Annotated in this window: 16 protein-coding genes and 1 riboswitch; of the genes, 7 read left to right on the top strand and 9 right to left on the bottom strand. The window is 66.2% G+C overall.

Going from position 1 to position 22,500, the window contains the following annotated elements; genetic code table 11:
* Window positions 1-183 precede the first annotated feature (183 nt).
* From gudD to ACIGJC_RS24395, 4 genes are all read left to right on the top strand, one after another.
* Entirely contained in the window at window positions 184-1,545 is a 1,362-nt protein-coding gene (gene gudD / locus ACIGJC_RS24410) for a glucarate dehydratase (RefSeq protein ID WP_483711972.1), read from the top strand.
* Window positions 1,546-1,648: 103 nt separating this feature from the next.
* Window positions 1,649-2,611 carry a Bug family tripartite tricarboxylate transporter substrate binding protein gene (locus ACIGJC_RS24405; RefSeq protein WP_483714381.1) on the top strand — a complete coding sequence of 321 codons (963 nt, stop codon included), beginning with the start codon at window positions 1,649-1,651 and terminating at the stop codon, window positions 2,609-2,611.
* A gap of 321 nt (window positions 2,612-2,932) precedes the next feature.
* Complete coding sequence (gene gdhA / locus ACIGJC_RS24400) at window positions 2,933-4,276, top strand: NADP-specific glutamate dehydrogenase (protein WP_483711971.1); 1,344 nt, start codon at window positions 2,933-2,935, stop codon at window positions 4,274-4,276.
* A 177-nt stretch (window positions 4,277-4,453) separates the two neighbouring features.
* Window positions 4,454-4,553: riboswitch (glycine riboswitch) on the top strand.
* 144 nt (window positions 4,554-4,697) lie between these two features.
* Window positions 4,698-5,948, top strand: a complete 1,251-nt coding sequence (locus ACIGJC_RS24395; protein WP_483711970.1) for a D-amino acid dehydrogenase — start codon at window positions 4,698-4,700, stop codon at window positions 5,946-5,948.
* A 6-nt stretch (window positions 5,949-5,954) separates the two neighbouring features.
* On the opposite strand, the gene ACIGJC_RS24390 is transcribed toward ACIGJC_RS24395, so the two are convergent.
* Window positions 5,955-7,460, bottom strand: coding sequence for a sigma-54 interaction domain-containing protein (locus ACIGJC_RS24390; protein WP_483711969.1), 1,506 nt, complete (start codon window positions 7,458-7,460; stop codon window positions 5,955-5,957).
* A 286-nt stretch (window positions 7,461-7,746) separates the two neighbouring features.
* Between ACIGJC_RS24390 and ACIGJC_RS24385 the strand changes: the two genes are divergently transcribed.
* Both ACIGJC_RS24385 and ACIGJC_RS24380 read left to right on the top strand, forming a co-directional pair.
* Window positions 7,747-9,138, top strand: a complete 1,392-nt coding sequence (locus tag ACIGJC_RS24385; protein ID WP_483711968.1) for a GntP family permease — start codon at window positions 7,747-7,749, stop codon at window positions 9,136-9,138.
* 32 nt (window positions 9,139-9,170) lie between these two features.
* Entirely contained in the window at window positions 9,171-9,947 is a 777-nt protein-coding gene (locus ACIGJC_RS24380) for a 3-hydroxybutyrate dehydrogenase (protein WP_483711967.1), read from the top strand.
* 57 nt (window positions 9,948-10,004) lie between these two features.
* Here the strand turns inward: ACIGJC_RS24380 and ACIGJC_RS24375 are convergent, their stop codons facing one another.
* From ACIGJC_RS24375 to ACIGJC_RS24355, 5 genes are all read right to left on the bottom strand, one after another.
* Window positions 10,005-11,129, bottom strand: coding sequence for an ABC transporter permease (locus ACIGJC_RS24375; protein WP_483711966.1), 1,125 nt, complete (start codon window positions 11,127-11,129; stop codon window positions 10,005-10,007).
* Window positions 11,130-11,131: 2 nt separating this feature from the next.
* The gene (rbbA, locus tag ACIGJC_RS24370; protein ID WP_483711965.1) at window positions 11,132-13,864 is read right to left on the bottom strand and encodes a ribosome-associated ATPase/putative transporter RbbA; all 2,733 of its coding nucleotides are present in this window, start codon (window positions 13,862-13,864) and stop codon (window positions 11,132-11,134) included.
* 2 nt (window positions 13,865-13,866) lie between these two features.
* Complete coding sequence (locus ACIGJC_RS24365; protein ID WP_483711964.1) at window positions 13,867-14,937, bottom strand: HlyD family secretion protein; 1,071 nt, start codon at window positions 14,935-14,937, stop codon at window positions 13,867-13,869.
* Window positions 14,934-16,355 carry an efflux transporter outer membrane subunit gene (locus tag ACIGJC_RS24360; RefSeq protein WP_483711963.1) on the bottom strand — a complete coding sequence of 474 codons (1,422 nt, stop codon included), beginning with the start codon at window positions 16,353-16,355 and terminating at the stop codon, window positions 14,934-14,936. The genes ACIGJC_RS24365 and ACIGJC_RS24360 overlap by 4 nt, the downstream gene beginning before the upstream one ends.
* A gap of 471 nt (window positions 16,356-16,826) precedes the next feature.
* Window positions 16,827-17,252: a phasin family protein gene (locus ACIGJC_RS24355; protein ID WP_483711962.1), complete on the bottom strand. Its 426-nt coding sequence runs from the start codon at window positions 17,250-17,252 to the stop codon at window positions 16,827-16,829.
* 306 nt (window positions 17,253-17,558) lie between these two features.
* On the opposite strand from ACIGJC_RS24355, the gene ACIGJC_RS24350 reads away from it, so the two are divergent.
* Window positions 17,559-19,100, top strand: a complete 1,542-nt coding sequence (locus ACIGJC_RS24350; RefSeq protein WP_483711961.1) for a methyl-accepting chemotaxis protein — start codon at window positions 17,559-17,561, stop codon at window positions 19,098-19,100.
* A gap of 155 nt (window positions 19,101-19,255) precedes the next feature.
* Here ACIGJC_RS24350 and ACIGJC_RS24345 read toward each other — a convergent pair whose 3' ends face one another.
* The 3 genes from ACIGJC_RS24345 to paaX all read right to left on the bottom strand — a co-directional run bounded on the left by ACIGJC_RS24345 (window position 19,256) and on the right by paaX (window position 22,392).
* Window positions 19,256-20,611: an esterase-like activity of phytase family protein gene (locus ACIGJC_RS24345; RefSeq protein ID WP_483711960.1), complete on the bottom strand. Its 1,356-nt coding sequence runs from the start codon at window positions 20,609-20,611 to the stop codon at window positions 19,256-19,258.
* Between the two features lie 127 nt (window positions 20,612-20,738).
* A complete protein-coding gene (locus ACIGJC_RS24340; RefSeq protein WP_483711959.1) occupies window positions 20,739-21,293 on the bottom strand; it encodes a YbhB/YbcL family Raf kinase inhibitor-like protein in 555 nt (184 codons plus the stop codon).
* Window positions 21,294-21,447: 154 nt separating this feature from the next.
* Window positions 21,448-22,392, bottom strand: coding sequence for a phenylacetic acid degradation operon negative regulatory protein PaaX (gene paaX / locus ACIGJC_RS24335; protein ID WP_483711958.1), 945 nt, complete (start codon window positions 22,390-22,392; stop codon window positions 21,448-21,450).
* Between the last annotated feature and the right edge of the window lie 108 nt (window positions 22,393-22,500).

Raw genomic sequence — 22,500 nt, 5'->3', positions numbered from 1 at the left:
CGTAGGGAAATTGCGGCCTTGACCGGGCCGGAATGTGGTCATTATACTCGGTCATAAGTTATACGACGACTGATAACGGACTGCGGCCGAAAGGATCCGTAGTCCGGGATCTGCCGATACAGGGATGCCGCAGCCGACGCCGCTGCGCCACCGAAAGCCAATCAGATTCCGGAGACAGCCCGCATGAACGCATCGCAAGCCGCCATCCACGGCAACCAGGCCGCAACGCCGGTGGTGACTGAACTAACCGTAGTGCCGGTTGCCGGCCACGACAGCATGTTGATGAACCTGTCGGGCGCGCATGGCCCGTACTTCACCCGCAACATCGTGATCCTCAAGGACAGCGCCGGCAACACCGGGGTCGGCGAGGTGCCGGGCGGCGAGGGCATCCGCCAGACGCTCGAGGACGCTCGCCCGCTGGTGGTGGGGCAGGGCATCGGCCAGTATCAGGCGATCCTCAACCAGGTCCGCTCCACGTTCGCCAGCCGCGACGCGGGCGGCCGCGGCTTGCAGACGTTCGACCTGCGCATCACGATCCACGCCGTGACCGCACTCGAAGCCGCACTGCTCGACCTGCTGGGCAAGCATCTGCAGGTGCCGGTGGCCGCGCTGCTGGGCGAAGGCCAGCAACGCGATGCCGTTGAGATGCTGGGCTACCTGTTCTACGTAGGCGACCGCAAGAAGACCTCGCTCGACTACCGCACCGAGCCCGACGCCGGCAACGCATGGTTCCGCGTGCGCAACGAAGTCGCGATGGACGCCAAGGGCGTGGTGCGCCTGGCCGAGGCCGCCTACGAACGCTATGGCTTCAACGACTTCAAGCTCAAGGGCGGCGTGCTCCGCGGCGACGAGGAGATGGAAGCGATCATCGCCCTGCACGAGCGCTTCCCGAAGGCGCGCGTGACGCTCGATCCGAACGGCGGCTGGCTGCTGAAGGACGCCATCCGCCTGTGCCGCGACAAGCACGGCATCCTGGCCTACGCGGAAGACCCGTGCGGCGCCGAAGACGGCTACTCCGGGCGCGAGATCATGGCCGAGTTCCGCGCCGCGACGGGGCTGCCAACCGCCACCAACATGATCGCCACCGACTGGCGCCAGATGGGCCACGCGGTGCGGCTGCAGTCGGTGGACATCCCGCTGGCCGACCCGCACTTCTGGACCATGCAGGGCTCGGTTCGCGTGGCGCAGATGTGTGCCGAGTGGGGTCTGACCTGGGGGTCGCATTCGAACAACCACTTCGATATCTCGCTGGCGATGTTCACCCACGTGGCCGCTGCCGCGCCAGGCCGCATCACCGCGATCGACACGCACTGGATCTGGCAGGACGGCGAGAACCTGACGCGCGACCCGCTCAGGATCGAAGGCGGCATGGTGCAGGTGCCCAAGACGCCGGGGCTTGGCGTGGAGCTCGACATGGACGCGCTGGCTCGTGCCCATGCGCTCTACCAGGAAAAGGGACTGGGGGCGCGCGACGACGCCATCGCCATGCAGTTCCTGATCCCGGGCTGGAAGTTCAACAACAAGGCGCCCTGCATGGTCCGCTGAGAACGCCGCCGTCGCGATCCAATACTGCAGCACCAAACCAATTCCAAAGGAGACAACAATGATCCATCTTTCCACGCTGCTGCGCCGCTGTGCGGGCGCGGGCATGGCTGCAGCGGCCCTGGCCGCCGTGACCGTGGCAAGCGGTGCGGCCATGGCGGCCAGTCCGGCCTGGCCGCAAAAGCCGGTATCGGTGGTGGTGCCATTCCCGGCCGGCGGCTCGACCGACACCATCGCGCGCATGCTTGCTCCGCCGCTCAACGAGAAGCTGGGCCAGCCTTTCGTCATCGATAACCGTCCCGGCGCCACGGGCGCGATCGGTGCCACGTTCGTCAAGCGCGCGCAGGCGGACGGCTACACCATGCTGGTGGCGTCGATCGGCGTGTTCGCGGTGAATCCGTTCCTGCAGAAGAACCTGGGCTACGATCCGGCCAGGGATTTCGACCTGCTTACCGTGGCGGTGCGGGCGCCCAACGTGCTGGTCGCCACGCCGAATTTCCCGGCGAAGAATTTGCAGGAACTGGTCAGCTACATGAAGAAGAACCCGGGCAAGGTCGCCTTCGCGACCTCGGGCGCGGGTTCGTCCGACCACCTGACCGCCGCGCTGTTCTGGCAGAAGAGCGGCACCGAGGGTCTGCACGTTCCGTACAAGGGCGGCGCGCCGGCAATCTCGGACCTGCTGGCCGGACAGGTCGACGTGTCGTTCCAGAACATCAACGCCGTGCTGCAGCATATCCGCACCGGCAAGTTGCGCGCGCTGGCGGTGACGTCGGACAAGCGTGCCGCGGTGCTGCCCAATGTGCCGACCATGGCCGAAGGCGGCGTGAAGGACGTCGAGGTCTATTCGTGGCAGGGTATTGCCGCACCGCGCGGGCTGTCGCCCGAGGTGAAGAGCCGCCTGCATGGCGCGCTGGTCGGCGCGCTCAACGAGCCGAAGATGCGCGAAAAGCTGGCCGAAAGCGGCTTCGAGGTGGTGGCCAATACGCCGGAGCAGTTCGCGCAGTTCGAGAACCAGGAACTCAAGCGCTGGAAGACGGTGATCGAGCAGGGCAAGATCACGATGGACTGAGCTGGGCCAACAACCGCGTGATCGTGCTTGGCGGGGAACTGCAGGGCGCACAGACGTGGCGGCGCCTTGCCATGCCGTTTAATCGCAGTCCCGTTTGGGGGGGATTTTCGGGTCGCATGCGTAACGGTCAAGCAGTTTTGACTGTCGGGAAATCGCTTCACGGTGGTAAAGTGTTGCCCCGTTAATACATTCATCGCATTTCGTCAATGTATTAACAATTGCGTTGGCCGGGGTAGTTCCACGAATCGCGCAATTCTTACGGCACGCAAGCCGGGCACGCATCCGGCGCGGCCGATCTTTCCAGCACAGCAGAGACATCCCGTGAATTCTCCCTCCCTCGACGCATTCCTGGCCGGCGTAGCCCGGCGCGACCCCGGCCAGCCCGAATTCCTGCAGGCCGTGAAAGAAGTCATGATGACGCTTTGGCCGTTTGTCGAGCGTCACCCGCGCTATGCCGACCAGGCGCTGCTCGAGCGCCTGGTCGAACCCGAGCGCGTGATCCAGTTCCGCGTGGCGTGGACCGACGACCAGAACCGCGTGCAGGTCAACCGCGCGTTCCGCGTGCAGCACAGCTCGGCCATCGGCCCGTTCAAGGGCGGCATGCGCTTTCACCCGACGGTGAACCTGTCGGTGCTGAAGTTCCTGGGCTTCGAGCAGACCTTCAAGAACGCGCTGACCACGCTGCCGATGGGCGGCGGCAAGGGCGGTTCCGACTTCGACCCGAAGGGCAAGTCGGACGCCGAGGTGATGCGCTTCTGCCAGGCCCTGGTCACCGAGCTGTTCCGCCACCTGGGTCCGGACACTGACATCCCTGCCGGCGACATCGGCGTGGGTGCGCGCGAAGTCGGCTTCATGGCCGGCATGATGAAGAAGCTGTCGAACCAGTCCGCCTGCGTGTTCACGGGCAAGGGCCTGGCGTACGGCGGCAGCCTGATGCGTCCGGAAGCCACCGGCTACGGCACGGTGTACTTCGCGCAGGAAATGCTTCACCGCCGCGGCATGGGCTTCGACGGCCTGCGCGTGCTGATTTCCGGCTCGGGCAACGTTGCGCAGTACGGCGCTGAAAAGGCTATCGAACTGGGTGCCAAGGTGCTGACGCTGTCGGACTCCGGCGGCGTGCTGCATTACCCGCAGGGCATGACCGCTGGACAGCTTGCCGAAGTCATGGCGTTCAAGAACGAAGAGCGCGGCCGTCTCTCTGACTTTGCCGCGCGCCATGGCCTGACGTTCGAGGCAGGCCGCACGCCGTGGCACGTGCCCGCCGACGTGGCGCTGCCGTGCGCGACGCAGAACGAACTCGATGGCAACGACGCCGAGGCCCTGCTCGGCAATGGCGTCATCTGCGTGGCCGAAGGCGCCAACATGCCTTCCACGCTGGAAGCCGTGGACCGCTTCGTTGACGCGAAGATCCTCTACGCGCCGGGCAAGGCCAGCAACGCCGGTGGCGTGGCCACGTCGGGACTGGAGATGTCGCAGAACGCCATGCGGCTGTCGTGGCACCACGCGGAGGTCGACGAGAAGCTGCACGCGATCATGAAGGATATCCACCAGAACTGCATTCACCATGGCCAGAAGGACGGAGGCTATGTGAACTACGTCGAAGGCGCGAATATCGCGGGCTTTGTGAAGGTTGCGGATGCAATGCTGGCGCAAGGGGTGATTTGATCTTGTCGTTCCTGGAGGGCCGCCAAGCACGACAAGCCAATCATCCCAAAAATCCAATCTCCCTCTGCCGTGGGGGATAACCCCACTCACCAACCCCCGCATCTTCAAGCTATCATCCCGCTCGACAGGCCCTCGCCTGTCAAAAAACAAGCGGCGCCGGATCAACCTCCGGCGTCGTGCGACATCGCAGGAGAGACCGGCTCGCCGCTTGGCGGGTCCGGCGCCGACGGAGCAACCGCCCCGGAAACTCTCAGGCACCGAGGACTGTGGCGTCGCAAGTACAGATCTGGAGAGAGGCGCTTCGCGCCCACCGAAGGGGACGGCATGGTCGTTGGCCATGCCGAAGCTCTCAGGTACCACGGACAGATGGGGCAGGGGACCGGCAACGGTCAAATTCATCCTTGCTTCAGGACAATCTGTCATGTCTCACATGCTCGTCATCGGCGCCGGCATTACCGGCGTCACGACCGCCTATACCCTCGCGAAACAGGGCTATCGCGTCACCGTGCTGGACCGTCACCACTATCCGGCGATGGAAACGTCATTCGCCAATGGCGGCCAGCTTTCCGCCTGCAACGCGGAGGTCTGGAACAATGCCGGCACGCTGCTCAAGGGCTTCAAATGGATGATGCGGCGCGACGCGCCGCTGCTGCTCAATCCGCGTCCGTCGTGGCACAAGTACTCGTGGCTCGGTGAATTCGTCGGCAACCTCCGCAACTACCGCGCGAATACCATCGAGACCACGCGCCTGGCCATCGCCGCGCGCCAGCACCTGTTCGACATGGCGGAGCGCGAGCAGATCGATTTCAATCTGGAGCGCCGCGGCATCCTGCACTTCTATCACGACCGCCCCAGCTTCGAGGCCGCGGGCCGTACCAACCAGATGCTGGTGGAAGGCGGCCTGGAGCGCTACGCCGTCACGCCGGAAGAGATCCGTTCGATCGAGCCGACCCTGCAGGGCCATTACTACGGCGGCTACTACACGCCGTCCGATTCCACCGGCGACATCCACAAGTTCACGCGCGGCCTGGCGCGCGCATGCGAGCGGCTTGGCGTGACGTTCCTGCACGGCGTCGACGTGAAGGCCGTGGACCTGCGCCCGGACGGCGTCACGATGCGCGTGGGCGCATCGGAAGCCGCCATCGCTTCGGGGCAGGATGGCGGCGAACACGAAATCAAGGGAACCGCCGTAGTGGTCTGCGCCGGCGTGGGCAGCCGCCATATCGCCGCGATGCTGGGTGACCGCCTCAACGTCTATCCGGTCAAGGGCTATTCGATCACCGTGCATCTCGATGACGCGCGCAGCGTGAAGAACGCGCCGTATGTGAGCCTGCTCGACGAGAGCGCCAAGATCGTGACCAGCCGGCTGGGCGTGGACCGTTTCCGCGTCGCCGGCACCGCCGAATTCAACGGCGACAACCGCGATATCCGGGCGGACCGCATCGCACCGCTGGTGTCATGGGTGCGGCGCAATTTCGATATCGAGACTTCGCGGGCGGTGCCATGGGCGGGCCTGCGGCCGATGATGCCCGACATGATGCCGCGGGTCGCGCGCGGTCGCGCCACGCGCGTGTTCTACAACACGGGACACGGACATCTGGGCTGGACGCTTTCTGCCGCCACGGCCGCGATGATCAGTCACACCATCGCCGCCAGCCACCCGGTTCACTGACTTCGCTCAGTCCTCCGCCGCCCCGGCCGGCGCCATGCGGCCGGCCGCGCGGTGCGCCACCAGCTTCTTGTAGAACGCCGCGCGGCTGATGCCGATGGCCGCGGCCGCGCGCGGCGCGTTGCCGCGGCTGGCAGCCAGCGCCTGTGTCAGGAATGCGGCCTCGTACTGCGCCATGGCATCGGCGTAGCCCTGCGGCGCCGGCGGCAGCAACGGCGCTGGCGTATCCGTCACCACCGGCTGCGTGGCGGGCGCTTGAGCCGGTGCCGTGACCGCGCGCCGGCCAAGCAGCGGCGCCAGCATCGATGCATCGACCTCGCCGCCGTCGTGCATCATCACCAGCCGTTCCAGCGTGTTGCGCAGTTCGCGGACATTGCCCGGCCAGTCGTGCTCGCCCATCAGCGCGAGCGCGGAGTCGGACAGCACCGGCGCATCGCGTTCGGTGCGCCGGCAGATTTCTTCCAGGATCGCGTAGGCCAGCGGCAGCAGGTCCGCCTGGCGCAGGCGCAGCGGCGGCAGGCAGATCGGCACGACATTGAGGCGGTAGTAGAGATCCGCCCGGAACTTGCCCGCCTCCACCAGCGCGGGCAGGTCGGCCGACGTCGCGGCAATGATGCGCACGTCCGAGCGGATGATGCGGTTCGAGCCGATCGGCTCGATCTCCTTGTCCTGCAGCGCGCGCAGCAGCTTGCCCTGCAGCGAGAGCGGCATGTCGCCGATCTCGTCGAGGAACAGCGTGCCGCCATCGGCCAGCTCGAACTTGCCGACACGTCCCTTGCGCTCCGCGCCGGTATAGGCGCCGGGCGCGGCGCCGAAGAATTCAACTTCCAGCAGCGCGTCCGGAATCGCCGCGACGTTGACGGTGACCAGCGGCCGGTCGGCGCGCAGCGACCCGGCATGAATGGCGTGGGCCAGCAGTTCCTTGCCCGTACCGGTTTCTCCAAGCAGCAAAACCGGCGCATCGACCTGCGCCGCGCGGCGTGCCAGGCGCTTGAGCTCCAGCGTGGCGGGCGAATTGCCGACGAAGCTCGCGAAGGTGTACTTGGCGCGGCGCGTCTGCTCCAGCGTGCGTCGCGTGGCGGCCAGTTCGTCGCGGGCGCGGGTGTAGTGCGACAGCAGCGGCGTCAGGGCCTTGAGTTCGTCGAACAGGGCAAAGCCCACGGCGCCCACGGTATTGCCGTCGTCGTCCTTGATCGGCAGGCGCATCACGATCATCGGCTCGCGCGCGGCCTCCATGATGTCGAGCAGGATCGGCTTGCCGGTGGCCACCACCTCGCGCAGCAGGCTGTTGGGAATGACCCGCTCGCAGTCGAGCCCGATCGCGTCCCGCGGATCGGCAAAGCCGAAACGCGCCGCATAACGCTTGTTGATCCACACCACGCGGCCCTGCACATCGACCACGATCGTACCTTCGCTGAAATTCTCGAACGTGCGGAACAGCGATTCCATCGCGCGGCGCGCCACGGAATCGTAGTTGCCCAGGACGTTGTCTCCGGCTTCGCTGAGTGTTTCCATTTGTTCTTCTCGATTTGGAGACGAAATAGTCTCACAGTGGAGTCTTTTCTCGTCAGTTATTTTTGAGCTATCTCGAAATCAAGACGGGTGAATATCTGATTGTCACGCAAATGATCTAAAAGATGATGTTGATCCACTTTTTGTCCTGGCATGTTCCCTGCGATGTCACCCCGTCCCGGATGCGCGGACCCGTGCCGCGTTGCCTGCCACAGATGTAAGTGACTGGGCGCCTTCGGGTGCCGGGGCCTATATTTCCCCAGACCAAGAACAAACTCGCGGAGACTTCATGTCCTTTGTGATCGTCGTTGCTGCTTTAGCCTTCCTGATGCTTGCCGCCTACCGCGGCTACAGCGTCATCCTGTTTGCCCCGCTGGCGGCGCTAGGCGCCGTGCTGCTGACCGAGCCGTCGGCGGTGGCGCCGGCCTTTACCGGCATCTTCATGGAGAAGATGGTCGGCTTCGTGAAGCTGTACTTCCCCGTGTTCCTGCTCGGCGCCGTGTTCGGCAAGGTAATCGAGCTGTCCGGCTACTCGCGCTCGATCGTCGCGGCCGCCATCCGCTACATCGGCAGCTCGCGCGCGAATGCGGTGATCGTCGCGGTCTGCGCGCTGCTGACCTATGGCGGCGTGTCGCTGTTCGTGGTCGTGTTCGCGGTCTATCCGTTCGCGGCCGAGCTGTACCGGCAGAGCAATATCCCGAAGCGGCTGATGCCGGGCGCGATCGCGCTGGGCGCGTTCTCGTTCACGATGGATTCGCTACCCGGTACGCCGCAGATCCAGAACATCATCCCGACCACTTTCTTCAAGACCACCGCGTGGGCGGCGCCGGTGCTGGGCGTGGCCGGTGCGCTGTTCATCATCGTGGTGGGCCTGAGCTACCTCGAATGGCGCCGCCGCGCCGCGATGGCCAAGGGCGAGGGCTATGGCACGTCGCTGCTGAACGAGCCGGAACCGGTGGAAACGGCACAGTTGCCCAACCCGCTGCTGGCGCTGGCGCCGCTGGTGCTGGTGGGCGTGGCCAATTTCGTGCTGACGCGCATGATCCCGCAGTGGTACGGCGCGACCAGTTCGCTGGAGCTGCCGGGGCTGGCCAAGCCAGTGAGCATCACGACCGCCTCCGTGGTCGCGATCTGGGCCGTGGAAGGCGCGTTGCTGCTGGGCATCCTGCTGGTGGTGGTGACCGCGTTCGGCACCGTGCGCCAGCGCTTTGCCGAAGGCAGCAAGATGGCCGTGGGCGGCGCGCTGCTGGCGGCCATGAACACCGCATCGGAATACGGCTTCGGCGGCGTGATCGCGGCGCTGCCGGGCTTCCTGGTGGTGGGCGACGCGCTGCGCGCGATTCCGAATCCGCTGGTCAACGCGGCGGTGTCGGTGAGTGCGTTGGCCGGCATCACCGGTTCGGCGTCGGGCGGCATGAGCATTGCGTTGGCGGCCATGGGCGACACCTTCATCCAGGGCGCGCAGGCAGCGGGCATTCCGCTGGAGGTGCTGCACCGCGTGGTGTCGATGGCCAGCGGCGGCATGGATACGTTGCCGCACAACGGCGCGGTAATCACGCTGCTGGCCGTGACCGGCCTCACGCACCGCGAGTCCTACCGCGACATCTTCGCCGTCACCATGATCAAGACGCTGGCGGTGTTTTTCGTCATCCTGGTCTACTACACGACCGGACTGGTCTGACCGTTTCCTGTCTCTACCGAATTCGCATTGCCATGACTACCCTGAACGGAAAGACCGCGCTCGTGACCGGTTCCACGAGCGGCATTGGACTGGGCATTGCCCAGGCGCTGGCAGAGGCCGGCGCCAATATCGTGCTCAACGGGTTTGGTGACGTGGATGCCGCGCTCAATGCTATCCGCGCCACGGGCCGCGAGGCGGCGCACCACCCGGCCGACATGCGCAAGCCCGATGAAATCGGCGCGATGATCGCCATGGCCAATGAACGCTTCGGCGGCGTGGACATTCTTGTGAACAACGCCGGCATCCAGCATGTATCGCCGGTCGAAAGCTTCGACGCACAGAAGTGGGACGACATCATCGCCATTAACCTGAGTTCCGGCTTTCACACTACGCGGCATGTGCTGCCCGGCATGCGGGCGCGCAATTGGGGGAGGATCATCAATATTGCTTCGGTGCACGGGCTGGTTGGATCGGCTGGTAAATCCGCCTATGTGGCCGCCAAGCATGGGCTGGTGGGACTGACCAAGGTAACGGCGCTGGAGACGGCCGGCACCGGCGTGACCTGCAATGCCATCTGCCCGGGGTTTGTGCTGACACCGCTGGTGCAGAAGCAGATCGATGATCTCGCTGCGCGGGAAGGGCTTTCGCCTGATGCCGCCCGCATTCGGCTGCTCGGCGAGAAGCAACCCTCGGGGCAGTTCGTTACACCGGAGCAGCTTGGCGGGCTGGCGCTGATGCTGTGTTCGCCGATGGCGGCCGAAGTGCGCGGGGCGACGTGGGTGGCCGATGGGGGTTGGACGGCGCAGTAGGGGTTCCGGCCATTGGCGGATGGGTGCATGCCGGACACCCCGGCACCCATCCGAATTTCAAGCCATCTTCCCAATCGTCTTCCGAAACCGGTTCAACGACATCGCAAACAACACCGTCCCGATCACCAGCAACGCCAGGAACGGCTTCCATACCACATCCAGCCCTGCGCCGCGAAACAGAATCGCCTGCCCGAGCGCCACGAAATGCGTGGTCGGCGCCGCCAGCATGATGTCCTGCACGATCTGCGGCATGCTCTCGCGCGGCGTGTTGCCGCCCGAGAGCATCTGCAGCGGTAGCAACACCAGCACCATCAGCATCCCGAACTGCGGCATGTTGCGCGCCACCGTCGCCAGGAAGATGCCCATTGCCGTGGTGGCGAACAGGTGCAGCGCCACGCCCGCCATGAACAGCGGCAGCGAGCCCTCGATGGGCACATGCAGCGCGCCGCGCACCACGAACACCAGCGACAGCATGGCCGCCGCCATCACCACCATGCCCATCGACCACACCTTGGCCAGCATGATCTCGGTCGGCGTCACCGGCATGACCAGCAAATGCTCGATGGTGCCGTGCTCGCGCTCGCGGATCAGCGCGGCGCCGGTCAGGATGATCGACAGCATCGTGACGTTGTTGATGATCTGCGTGAGCCCGCCGAACCATGACTGCGTCAGGTTCGGGTTGAAGCGCGCGCGCAGTGCAAGGTCCACCGGCGGGGGCGCGGCACCACGGTATCGCTGCACGAACTCGTTCACTTCTTCCGTGAAGATGCGCTGGATGTAGCCACTGCCGCTGAACGCCTGCGTCATGCGCGTGGCGTCCACGTTCAGCTGCACGGCGGGCGAACGGCCGGCCAGCACGTCGCGCTGGAAATTGGGCGGGATGTCCAGCGTGAACGTGTAGTCCCCGGCGTCCATGCCCTTGTCCATCTGCGCGGGCGAGATCAGCAGCGGCGGCGCGAACTGGGGCGGATAGAACGCGGAGACGATGCGCTCGGCCAGCGGCGAGGCGTCTTCATTGACCACCGCGACAGGCGCCATGTGCAGCGTCTCGGGCACGGCGGTGGCACCGGTGTAGACCGACACGCTGAACACATAGATGATCAGCACCAGCATGGTCGGGTCGCGCACCAGGCTCCACAGTTCCTTGATGCCGAGGCGGTAGATGTTGGCCAGGTGCCGCATGGTCAGCGCTCCTGCTTCTTCAGCAACGCCGCGGTGGCGGCGAAGATCACCGGCACCGCCACGAGCATCGGCCAGAACGATGCGAGCAGGTCGTGCAGCCCCAGCGCCTTGTTGAATACGCCGCGGCTGATGGTGAGCATGTGCGTGGCCGGGTAGGCCAGGCCGGCCAGCCGCGCGCTCCCCTCCAGCGACGAAACTGGCACCAGCATGCCGCAGAACTGCACGGCCGGAATCATGGTGCCGATGATGGCGAAGAACATCGCGGCAATCTGGCTGCGCGTGAAGGTCGACGCCAGCATGCCGATGCCGGTCGCGCAGAATGCATAGATCAGCGCGGCCAATGCCAGGGCCGGGAAGCTGCCCTTGACGGGCACGCCGAAGACGGTAACGGCCAGCAAGGCCATGAGCAGGAAATTGAACATGGCCAGCGCCACGTAGGGCAATTGCTTGCCCAGCAGGAATTCCGTGCGCGTGACGGGCGTCACATACAGGTTGGTGATCGAACCGAGTTCCTTTTCCCGTACCACGGCCAGCGCGGTCAGCATGGCCGGCAGCATCAGCAATAGCAGCGGGATCACCGCGGGCACCATCGCGGGCAGGCTCTTCACGTCGGGGTTGTAACGGAAACGCGTTTCGAGCGTGGCAGTGCTCACTGCGTCCTGCCCGTAGCGGTGGCGCATCTGGTCAAGCAGCCAGCCCTGGTGCATGCCCTGCACATAACCCTGCACGGTCTCCGCGCGCGATGGCATCGAGCCATCGATCCATACGCCAACCTGCGCCCGCGCCCCGCGCTGCACGTCGCGCGCGAAGCCGGGCGGAATCTCGACGGCCAGCGCCAGTTCGCCGCTGCGCAGGCGCCGGTCCATGTCGGCGTAATCGGTGATCGGCGCACGCTCGATGAAATAGCGAGAGCCCGACAAGTTCAACGCATAGTCCTGGCTCAGCACGGTCTGGTCATGGTCGAGCACGGCAAAGCGCAAGTCCTCCACGTCCATGCCGATGCCGTAGCCCATCGCGAACAGCAGGACCAGCGAGCCGACCAGGGCCAGCGTGGCGCGCACCGGGTCGCGGCGCAGTTCGAGCGCCTCGCGCCACATGTAGGTGAAGGCGCGCTGCGGGCTGAAACGCTGGCGCTGCGGGACGGGTGCGGGAGCGGTCAGCGGCGCGGCCTCGGCTGGCGCTTCCGCAGGTGCAGGCGCACTCGCGTCGGTCAGGTAGGCGATGAAGGCTTGTTCCAGCGTCGCGGCGTTGCGCCGGCGCACCAGGTCCGCCGGCGTGTCGCTGACCAGCACGCGGCCCGCATGCATCAGCGAGATGCGGTCGCAGCGCTCGGCCTCGTTCATGAAGTGCGTGGAGATGAAGATGGTCACGCGCTCATGGCGCGACAGGCCGATCAGCAGCCGCCAGAAGCTGTCGCGGGCCACGGGGTCCACGCCGGAGGTGGGCTCGTCCAGGATCAGCAGTTCGGGCTGGTGCACCATCGCCACGGCCAGCGACAGGCGCTGGCGGATGCCCAGCGGCAGGTTGGCGGGCAAGGTGTCGAGCACGTTGGCAAGCGCGAAGCGCTCCACCATTTCAGCGACGCGCGCGGGAATTTCCGCGGCGGGCACGGCGAACAGCCGCGCATGCAGTTCCAGGTTCTGTCGCACGGTCAGCTCGCCATACAACGAGAACGCCTGCGACATATAGCCAACGCGTTTGCGGGTGTCGATGTCCTTCGGGTCGATCTCGTGGCCGAACAGCCAAGCCTTGCCCACGCTGGCCGGCAGCAGGCCGGTCAGCATCTTCATCGTGGTGGACTTGCCGCAGCCGTTGGAGCCCAGGAAGCCGAAGATCTCGCCACGGCGGATACGGAAGCTGACCTTGTCGACGGCGACGAAATCGCCGAAGCGCATGGTGAGATCCCTGGCTTCGATGGCGATATCGGCTTCGTCGCCGGCCTCCAGCGGTGTGATGATGACTTCGGTGTGGCCGCGCCGTCGCGATTCGGGCAGCAGGGCAATGAACGCGGCTTCGAGCGATGTGGTGCCGGTGCGCGCGAGCAGTTCGGCGGGCGTGCCGGTATCGAGCACCTTGCCGGCATCCATGGCCACCAGCCAGTCGAAGCGCTGCGCCTCGTCCATGTACGCGGTGGCTACGATCACGCTCATGGCCGCACGCGTGGCGCGGATTCGGGCGATCAGGTCCCAGAATTGCGCACGCGCGAGCGGGTCCACGCCGGTGGTCGGCTCGTCGAGGATCAGCAGGTCCGGGTCGTGGATCAGCGCGCAGCATAGCCCGAGCTTCTGCTTCATGCCGCCGGACAGCTTGCCGGCCGGGCGGCCCAGGAACGGGTGCTGGCCCGTGCTGCGCGTCAGGTCGTCGATGCGGCGACGGCGCTCGGCGTCGTCATGCCCGAACAGGCGGCCGAAGAAATGCAGGTTTTCTTCCACCGAAAGCGTCGGGTACAGGTTCTTGCCGAGCCCTTGCGGCATGTAGGCGATGCGCGGGCATACGGCGTCGCGATGCTTGCCGCTGCGCATGTCGCCGCCGAAGGTTTCCACCTCGCCTTCCTGTACGGCGCGGGCGCCGGACAGCAGCGACAGCAGGCTGGACTTGCCCACGCCGTCGGGGCCGATCAGGCCGATCATGCGGCCCGCCGGAACATCGAGGTCGATGCCGTCCAGCGCTACGGTCGAACCGTACTTCAGGCTGACGCCGGCAATCCGGGCAATCCGGGGCAGGGCCGCGTCCATGGTTACTGCGGCACCTTCACCGCCAGGTTGGCCGGCCACTCGGCCTTCGGATCGAGCTTGACCCAGGCCACGCCGGGCACGCCGGTCTTGACCTGCTTGAGGTGCTTCTTGAGCAGTTCACGGTCGATCTGGGCCTTGACGCGGAACATCAGCTTCTCGCGCTCGCTGGCCGTCTCGACGGTCTTGGGGGTGAACTGCGCGGTGCTGGCCACGAACGAGACCGTGGCGGGGATCACATAGCCGGGCGCGGCGTCGAGCAGGATGCGCGCCTCGGCGCCCAGCGGCACGCGACCGGCCACGGTCGCGGGCAGGAAGAAGGTCATGTACACATCGGACAGGTCGACCAGGTTCAGCACCTTGCCGCCCGCGCCAAGCACTTCGCCGGGCTGGGCGATGCGGTACTGCACGCGCGCGTCGCGCGGCGAGGTGAGCTGGCTGTCGGTGATGTCCGCCTCGATGCGCGCCACCGTGGCCTTGGCCGCGATGATGGTCGAACGCGTGCCGACGAGCTGCGCGCGCGCGGCTTCGATGGCGGCCTGCGCCGCCGCCACCTGGGCCTTCGACGCCGCCACGGCAGCCTGCGCGCTGCGCACGCGCGCGCGGTCGTCGTCGAGTTCCTGGATCGACGAGGCGCCTTCGCGCGACAGCGTGCTGGAACGCGCCAGGCGTCGCTGAGCCGCGTCCAGTTCGCTTTCGCGCTGCGACACCACGGCCTGGGCCGCGACCTTGTCGCTTTCGCGCACCGCCACCTGCGCCGCTGCGCTGGCGGCGGTATTCACCGCCTGCTGTTCCTGCGCGCGCGCTTCATCGCGCTGCGCTTCGAGCACCTTGACCTGCATGCGCGCGAGGGGAGCTCCGGCGGCGACGAAATCGCCCTCGTTGACGAGGATGCTGTCGATGCGTCCGGCGAGCTTGGTCGCCACGTCGATCTGCGTGGCTTCGATGCGGCCGTTGCCGCTGGCGAATCCCGGTCCCGGGCCGGTATCGCGCATGGCATTCCAGCCATACACGCCTGCCGCGACGGCCAGCGCCACGGCGGCGACGGGAATCAGCTTGCTGCCAGAAAGTTTCATGATGGCTTGTTCGAGGGGGCGGACACGGCTGGCGCGTCAGCCACGTTGTTGTCGCTGGTCTGCGTACCGCCGCCCAGCGCGGTGTAAAGCGCTACGCGGCTCGTCAGCAGCGCGCGGCGCGTCTGTACCAGCAGCTGTTGCGCGCCCAGCAGGTCGCGCTGGGCATCGAGCACCTCCAGGTAGGGCGTGGCACCGTTGTCGTAGCGCAGCCTGGCCAGCCGCTCGCGCTCGGACTGGAGCGTCAGCGTGGCCTGCAGGTCGGTGACCTGCTCGGCAAGGCGTTCGCGCGCGGACAGCGCATCCGAGACGTCGCGGAATGCGGCCTGGATGCTCTTCTCGTACTGGACGATGGCCTCGTCGCGCCGCACCTCGGCCAGCTTCAGGTTGCTGCGGTTGCGCCCGCCATCGAAGATCGGCAAGGACAGCGATGGGCCGAAGCTCCAGGCGCGGCTGGGGCCGGTGAACAGATCGTTCAGTTCCACGCTGGCCGTACCGAAGCTGCCGGTCAGCGTGATGCGCGGGAAAAACGCGGCCCGCGCGGCGCCGATATTCGCATTGGCCGCGGCGAGCTGGTGTTCGGCGGCGATGATATCGGGGCGGTTGGTCAGCAGTTCGGAGGGCAGGCCCGGTGCCATGTCGCGCAGCACGATGCTGTCGTCGAAGCGGCCAATCATCGGCGGCAGGGCCACCGGCGCGCCGACCAGCACGGCCAGCGCATTGGCCTGCGCCGCGCGTTCCTGCCGTAGCTGCGAACCGAGCGCGCTGGCCTGGCGCCACAGTGCTTCCACTTGCGTCAGGTCGAACTTCGAGGTCGAGCCCATTTCATAGCGCCGCCGGAATATGCGCAGCGATTCCGCGCGCGACGCAATGGTCTGGTCCGTGAGCGCGATGCGCTCGTCCAGTTCGCGCAGCACCAGATAGCCGTTGGCCACCTGGCCGATCAGGCTGACCGTGGCCGCTTCGCGTGCGGCGTCGCTGGCCAGGTAGTTCTCCAGCGCGGCGTCCTTCAGGCTGCGCACGCGGCCCCAGAAGTCGAGTTCCCACGCATTCATGCCGATGCCGGCCTCGAAATCATTGACGGTCAGCGGACGGCCGGTCGGACTGAAGGCGCCCGGCGTGCCAGAGCGCGTGGCGCTGGCGCTCACGCCGATGCTCGGAAACTGCTCCGAGCGCTGGATGCCGTATAGCGCCTGGGCTTCCTCCACGCGCAGCACCGCCGCGCGCAGGTCGCGGCTGTTGGCCAGGGACTGGTCGATCAGCGCCTGCAGCGCGGGGTCGGAAAAAAAATCGCGCCAGGCGGTCGCCGCGGCAGGCGAGGGCTGCGCGGCGCCGGCTTCGGCCCCCGCATAGGTGGCGGGGACCGGTGCCACCGGCCGCTCCAGTGGCGGCGCCATCGACACACAGGCGGACAAGGCCATGGACAGGACGGCTACCGTGACGGCAGCCCGCCCTGGCGGGTAATTTCGGTGTGGCAGTGACTGCCGGGGAGCGGGAGGGGGGGCGGATCGTCTGGGAAGATCTGCACCCATCGCTCAGTCTCGGAGCGACGGGTCCTGTGGCCGGCGGCGTGTCTGGATCGGGACGCGCCGCGGCGCGCGCTTGGGCAGCCGCCGTTGTGCGCGGGTCAGGACGAGGGAGACGATGGCGGGGATGGCAAGGAAGGCGACTGCATACACAAGGACTGGGGCGCTCATTTGCACGTTCCGGTAATTAACTACAACATTACTGTAACGATCTTGTTGCTTCTCCCTCTTGATAAAAATCAAGGCGCACCGGACCGGAAGCGCGGTGTGCCTTGTTGCTCGATGTCTGCACGCCGGCCGGGCGGCATGGTGGGCGGCCTTAGCCGGCGGATACCGCCGGCTAAGGCCGTCGCGAAGGGGCCGCGCTCAGGTCGACTTCGGCTTGAGCAGGCTACCGGCTTCCTGCATGTTCTGCTGCGCGCGGTTGCCGATCACGGCCATGGCGTCGGCCTGCGACTTGCGGGCCATCTCGGCCAGTTCGCGCATGTTTTCCAGCGCCTGATGCAGGGCCTGCTGCACGAACTCGTTCTGGCGGCTCATGGCTTCGGCAGGATTGCCGCCGGTGTTCATCTGCTGCGCGGCCGACTGGATCTGCTGCATGGCCTGGCCGAAGATCTCGGCCTGCTTCTGCATCATCGCCTGCATGCCTTCATAAGCGAGCTTGTTGGCCTCGCCAAGGGCCTCGATGTCCTTGCGCCGTGCTTCCATCACGGCGCCCATGTCCATGCCGGGAAGCTGGAACTGCTCGAGCATCCTGGTGAAATCCGCGAAGGGGTTGGGAGGGGTATTCATTCGGTCACTCCTTGTCATCGGGGGGAAATCGGAGGTGGTTCATGCGGCCTGTCTGTGATTACTCTAGGTGGTGGAGGGGGCGGCCCGCAAGGAGAGGGAAGGGGCCGCACCGGCCATTCGCGTGGTCATCACGCACACCGCTCCGTCGCCGGGTATTCGAGAAAACCCTAAAGTTTGGGCCCGCCGCTGCCGTTCCCGTCCATAGCCCGCCATGACATGGCGGGTCACGAGAGCGAAAGGCGGCGTTCGAGCGCCCGCACTTCGCCTTATCGAGGTCCAGAAGTCCAGATCAGGTAGAAGCGAACAATGAAGAATTTCGGAATCGGGGTACGCCTTGGCGTAGGTTTTGGCGTGGTGCTGGTGCTTTGCGCGTTGATGTCAGCCTTTGGCATCCTGCGCCTGCAGCAGGTGGCGGAGCGCACGCATGACATGATGCAGCAGCCGCTGACCAAGGAGCGGCTGGTCAGCGACTGGTACCGCCTGATGCATACCAGCGTGCGCCGCACCACGGCGGTGGCCAAGAGCGCCGATCCGTCGCTCGGCGCGTTCTTCGCCAAGGAAACCAAGGCATCGCTCGAAGGCATCGCGGCGCTGCGCGACAAGATGCAGCCGATGCTGACGTCCGAGGCCGAGAAGGCCGCGTTCCGGAAGATCCTGGAAGTGCGCGAGCCGTACAACGTCTCGCGCGACAAGATCACCAAACTCAAGCAGGACGGCGATACCGAGGGCGCCAACGAGGTGCTGGAGAAAGAGTTCGTGCCGGCAGGCGATGCCTACCTGGCCGAAATCCAGAAGCTGCTCGACATCCAGCGCACCAGCATCGACGCCACGGCTGCCGAGATCAACACGATCTACGTCAACGCCCGCAACAGCCTGGTCATACTGGCCGTGCTGGTGCTGGCCATCGGCGTCGCGTTTGCGGTGTGGCTCACGCGCGGCATCATCGGGCCGCTGGGACATGCAGTCGATATCGCGCGCACGGTGGCGTCGGGCGACCTGACCAGCCGCATCCGCGTGGACAGCCAGGACGAGACCGGTCAGCTGCTCAACGCGCTGGGCGAGATGAACACCAATATCCTGCGCATCGTGCGCGATGTGCGCACCGGCACCGAGGCCATCGCCTCGGGCACCAGCCAGATCGCGGTGGGCAACACGGACCTGTCGCAGCGTACCGAAGAGCAGGCGTCCTCGCTGCAGCAGACCGCGGCCAGCATGGAAGAACTGACCAGCATCGTGCGCCAGAACGCGGACAACGCCAGGCAGGCCAGCTCGCTGGCGGTGAACGCCTCGGAGATCGCGGCCAAGGGCGGCGACGTGGCCGACAAGGTGGCCGAGACCATGGAAGAGATCAACGGCGCGTCGAGGAAGGTGGTAGACATTATCGCGGTGATCGAGGGCATCGCGTTCCAGACCAATATCCTGGCGCTGAACGCCGCGGTGGAAGCCGCGCGCGCCGGCGAGCAGGGTCGCGGCTTTGCCGTGGTGGCGGGCGAGGTGCGCAGCCTGGCCCAGCGCAGCGCCACCGCCGCCAAGGAGATCAAGTCGCTGATCGGCGATTCGGTGGATCGCGTGGAGAAGGGCTCGGCGCTGGTGGCGCAGTCGGGCCAGACCATGCTGGAGATCGTCGAGGCGGTCAAGCGCGTGACCGACATCATGGGCGAGATCAGCGCCGCGTCGGCCGAACAGAGCGCCGGCATCGAGCAGGTCAACCAGGCCGTGACGCAGATGGATTCGGTCACGCAGCAGAACGCCGCGCTGGTCGAACAGGCCGCGGCCGCCGCGGGCTCGCTGGAAGAGCAGGCACAGCGGCTGAAGCAGGCGGTGGCTACGTTCCGTATTGCTGCCTGATGTAGCAGGGCTGTTTGCTCGCTTCTCCCGCTTGCGGGAGAAGCCCGGGGAGAGGGCGGCGTTAGGGCACCTTCCGTAGTGCCTTGCTTGGTGGTCGCTTCTGTCCTTTCTGGCGCCACTTCCCGCAAATGGAATAGAGAAACGAACTACGACGTTCACTTCGCCTTCAAAAACTCCCCCACCTCCAGCACCACCAGCTCGTTATCATCCGCACGATTCGGCTCACGGCTGCTGGAGAACGGCAGGTTATTGTCATTGCCCACGACGATGTGGGTGGCATCCACGACATCCACGTTCTCGATCGTGAAGAACGGGAAGGCCAGCACGCCATCCGTCAGCGGCTTGCGCGCCAGGTGGTTCGGGTCGGCCATGCGCAGCAGGTCGATATAGCCGATCTTGCGCACTGGCGCGCCAGCGTTGGCGTCGGTCAGTTCGATCTTGTAGACGCGCTTGAACTTCGCCACGTCGTCGAAGCAGTCGGTGCGCTTCTGACCCGCGGGGCAGGCCTTGTCGGGCGTGCCTTCGCCGTTGTCGCGCTCGATGACCAGGCCGGTGGTAGCGTCGATCATGTTGAAGTCGCCGATCGCATGATGGCCGGCTTCCAGCACGTATTTCCAGTGGCGTCCGGTCCAGGCGCGTTGCTTCACGTCGAATTCCAGCACGCGCAGATAGGGCTTGCCGTCTTCGGTTTCATAGCCGCGGCTGGCTTCGTTCCACAGCGCGCCTTCAAGCAGCGCGTACAGCTTGCTGCCATCCGGCGATGACGCCATGCCTTCGAAGCCCTTCGAGCGGCGTACCTCGAACTTCACCGCGCCGTCGGGCGCGCCCGGCGTAGTCATGGCCGGATGGTCGGGGGAACGTACGACCTTGCCATCCACCTGCGTATCGAACACCGCCTGCACCTTGCCGTTCAGGTCGGCCTGGATCAGGAACGGGCCGAACTCGTCGCCGATCCAGAGCGAGCCGCCGGCGAACTGGAAGCTTTCGGTGTCGAAATCCGAACCGGTCAGGTAGCGTGCCCTGGTGCCCTCATGCACGATGCGGAACGGCACCTTCTTGTCCGGGTCGTGCAGGAACACGGTCTTCAGGCGCTGAAACCTGCCGCTCGCGAAATCGACCTTGTAGTGGTTCAGGTACAGCATGAAGTCCGGCGAGTTGGCCTTGGCACCCGCGCCGTTGTCGGTCAGCACCCAGAAGGTGCCGTCGGCCATGCGCTTGATGCCGGAGTGGCCCTGCGCAGGCTGGCCGCGGAACGGCAGCGACACGCCGGTCGGCCGGCCGTTCGACTTGCCCTCTACGGTGCCGGGGGCATCGGCGCGCTGTGCGGTGGTGAACTTGCCGCTGAGCTGCAGGTCGGCCGGCGCGTCTTTCGGCACAGGCAGGTAGCTCTGGGCTGGCAGCACCGCATGGCCGGCGAGCGTGGCAGGGTAGGCGGTCTGCGCCTGCAGCGACGGCGACAGCGCAAGGCAGGCCAACATGATGGCGCTGGCCAGGATGGTTTGACGGAACATCAGGCGGGCTCCTTGCCGGATTTGTCGTTCAGCGCGGCACCCGCCGCACTGGCAAAAGCGCCCATTCTGGCCGTCGAATTTGACAAATTTGTGATGCCGCCGCCTCTGGTATCCGACCGTTCTGCTTCTATTTCCCGCCGTAGCGGCCCACCACGCTGGCGCCGCCGCGCGCATGCCCCTTCAGTGCTGCCATGAGTTCGTCACGCGTCAGGCCCGCGGGCAGCGCGCCTGGCTTCAGATCGGTCGCGACCACCGTCACGATGTAATGGTGCGGGACATCGCCAGGGGGCGGGCAAGGTCCCCGGTATGTGGCCTCGCCGGCAATGTTCTTGCCGACGGTGATGCCCGGGCCATCTTTCTGCCCCTCGCCCTGCTGGAGGTGGCCGCGGTCCGCCGCGATGTTGTAGGCGACCCAGTGCGAGACCCCCAGGCCCATCGCGCCATCGGGGTCGAACATGAAGATCGCCACGGAGCGCGTGCCTGGCGGCAATCCGGACCACGCGATCGGGGGCGATACGCCCTGGCCGCCGCAGTCTGGCTGGCCGCCACCATGCGCCGCGGGAATGGCAGCGTTCTCGGAAAATGCGCTCGACGACACGGTCATCGGTGCGGCGCTGACGATCGATGCGCAGGCCAGGCCGAGTGCCGCCGAGGCGGATAACAGTAATGGCTTTGCTTTCATGGAAGGGTCCTGTTCGAGGTTGACGGGTCAAGCTGGACGACTGCCCCTGATTCCACGGTAGGTCGGTTTCGAAGGGATGCCCAGCCTCCGGCATCCCGGCCAGGGCCAGCACGCCTGTGAAGGATCGCGCCAGGCACTGTGCGCAAGGCCGCCGCTAGCGGACGGACTCGGCATGGCTGCCCGCGCCAAAGCGCTTGCGCAACGCGCGGTTCGCGTTGACGAGGTGGCCTTCGGAGACTTCGACCACACCGCGCAAGTAATCTTCGCTGGCATCGAGCAGGGCCGCGTACATGTCGCGGCACAAATTTCGCGCCGTGCGGCCCGGCCAGTCCGCGGGAAGCATTGGCTCGGGCAGGTTGGGGTCGCGCAACAGCACGCGGCGGTATTCGTGCAGCAGCAGGGTGCGCACGAAAAACGCATCGGCCGGCAACATGCCGTGTGCGTCGGCCAGCACCGGCGAGAAGCGGCGCAGCAGCGCCTGCCACGCGGAGGCCACGTCGCCGAGCTTGAAAGTCTGGTGCATCAGCGTCTGCAGCGGGCGGATCGAGAATGCCTCCAGACTGGTCGCTTCCATGATCGCCACGAAATCCTGCGCCTGCGCGGCGCGGAGGATCTCGCCCAGCGAGCCCGCGTCGGCATTCGGGTGCGCATACACGCCCGGGGCGATCGCGCCGAAGCCCTCCCACAGCAGTTCGCGCTTGAGCCGCTGGCGGATCGTCGCGCGCGCGTCGCCACGCACCAGCGCCAGCGTCCAGCGGCCGTCCCAGTCGGGCGCGTCGCCGGCATAGATGCGCTTGCCGGCATGAACGCAGCGCTGCAAGCCGGCCTCCGACAAGCCGTAGTAGCTGCGTCGCCCGATCCGCGTGGCATCGAGCCAGTCATCGGCCGCCAGCCGGAACGTGGCGGTGCGCACCAGCCGGTCATTGATGCCGAACGGCGCGGCGAGGCGGATCAGGCTGCCCAGCCATAGCGCCTGCGGCCGTGGCGCCACTACATCGCCGAACAGTGTCACCAGCATGGAATTGGCCCCGAGCTTGAGGCCACGCGCAAGCCGCACGACCTGCGGGGAAACAGGGTCCATCTCCGATCGGGGGGCCATGCCTGCACCTTAAAGTGATACACAAGCGTCGATTGTTTGAATCAAATTGTATCACTATGATCCACTGCAACCGAATGATTTGACGCAGGTCAAGACCCTACAGATCGG

The organism is Cupriavidus sp. C3SS-1, assembly GCF_057073755.1.
The sequence above is the reverse complement of the archived record's forward strand: the minus strand, read 5'-3'. Positions and strand labels throughout refer to the sequence as shown.

What these genes read in the sequence shown, in the direction of transcription:
- gudD (WP_483711972.1), top strand. Translation starts at nt 184, where the DNA reads ATGAACGCATCGCAAGCCGCCATCCACGGCAACCAGGCCGCAACGCCG.
- ACIGJC_RS24405 (WP_483714381.1), top strand. Translation starts at nt 1,649, where the DNA reads ATGGCTGCAGCGGCCCTGGCCGCCGTGACCGTGGCAAGCGGTGCGGCC.
- ACIGJC_RS24395 (WP_483711970.1), top strand. Translation starts at nt 4,698, where the DNA reads ATGTCTCACATGCTCGTCATCGGCGCCGGCATTACCGGCGTCACGACC.
- ACIGJC_RS24390 (WP_483711969.1), bottom strand. Translation starts at nt 7,460, where the DNA reads ATGGAAACACTCAGCGAAGCCGGAGACAACGTCCTGGGCAACTACGAT.
- ACIGJC_RS24385 (WP_483711968.1), top strand. Translation starts at nt 7,747, where the DNA reads ATGTCCTTTGTGATCGTCGTTGCTGCTTTAGCCTTCCTGATGCTTGCC.
- ACIGJC_RS24380 (WP_483711967.1), top strand. Translation starts at nt 9,171, where the DNA reads ATGACTACCCTGAACGGAAAGACCGCGCTCGTGACCGGTTCCACGAGC.
- ACIGJC_RS24375 (WP_483711966.1), bottom strand. Translation starts at nt 11,129, where the DNA reads ATGCGGCACCTGGCCAACATCTACCGCCTCGGCATCAAGGAACTGTGG.
- rbbA (WP_483711965.1), bottom strand. Translation starts at nt 13,864, where the DNA reads ATGGACGCGGCCCTGCCCCGGATTGCCCGGATTGCCGGCGTCAGCCTG.
- ACIGJC_RS24365 (WP_483711964.1), bottom strand. Translation starts at nt 14,937, where the DNA reads ATGAAACTTTCTGGCAGCAAGCTGATTCCCGTCGCCGCCGTGGCGCTG.
- ACIGJC_RS24360 (WP_483711963.1), bottom strand. Translation starts at nt 16,355, where the DNA reads ATGGCCTTGTCCGCCTGTGTGTCGATGGCGCCGCCACTGGAGCGGCCG.
- ACIGJC_RS24355 (WP_483711962.1), bottom strand. Translation starts at nt 17,252, where the DNA reads ATGAATACCCCTCCCAACCCCTTCGCGGATTTCACCAGGATGCTCGAG.
- ACIGJC_RS24350 (WP_483711961.1), top strand. Translation starts at nt 17,559, where the DNA reads ATGAAGAATTTCGGAATCGGGGTACGCCTTGGCGTAGGTTTTGGCGTG.
- ACIGJC_RS24345 (WP_483711960.1), bottom strand. Translation starts at nt 20,611, where the DNA reads ATGTTCCGTCAAACCATCCTGGCCAGCGCCATCATGTTGGCCTGCCTT.
- ACIGJC_RS24340 (WP_483711959.1), bottom strand. Translation starts at nt 21,293, where the DNA reads ATGAAAGCAAAGCCATTACTGTTATCCGCCTCGGCGGCACTCGGCCTG.
- paaX (WP_483711958.1), bottom strand. Translation starts at nt 22,392, where the DNA reads ATGGCCCCCCGATCGGAGATGGACCCTGTTTCCCCGCAGGTCGTGCGG.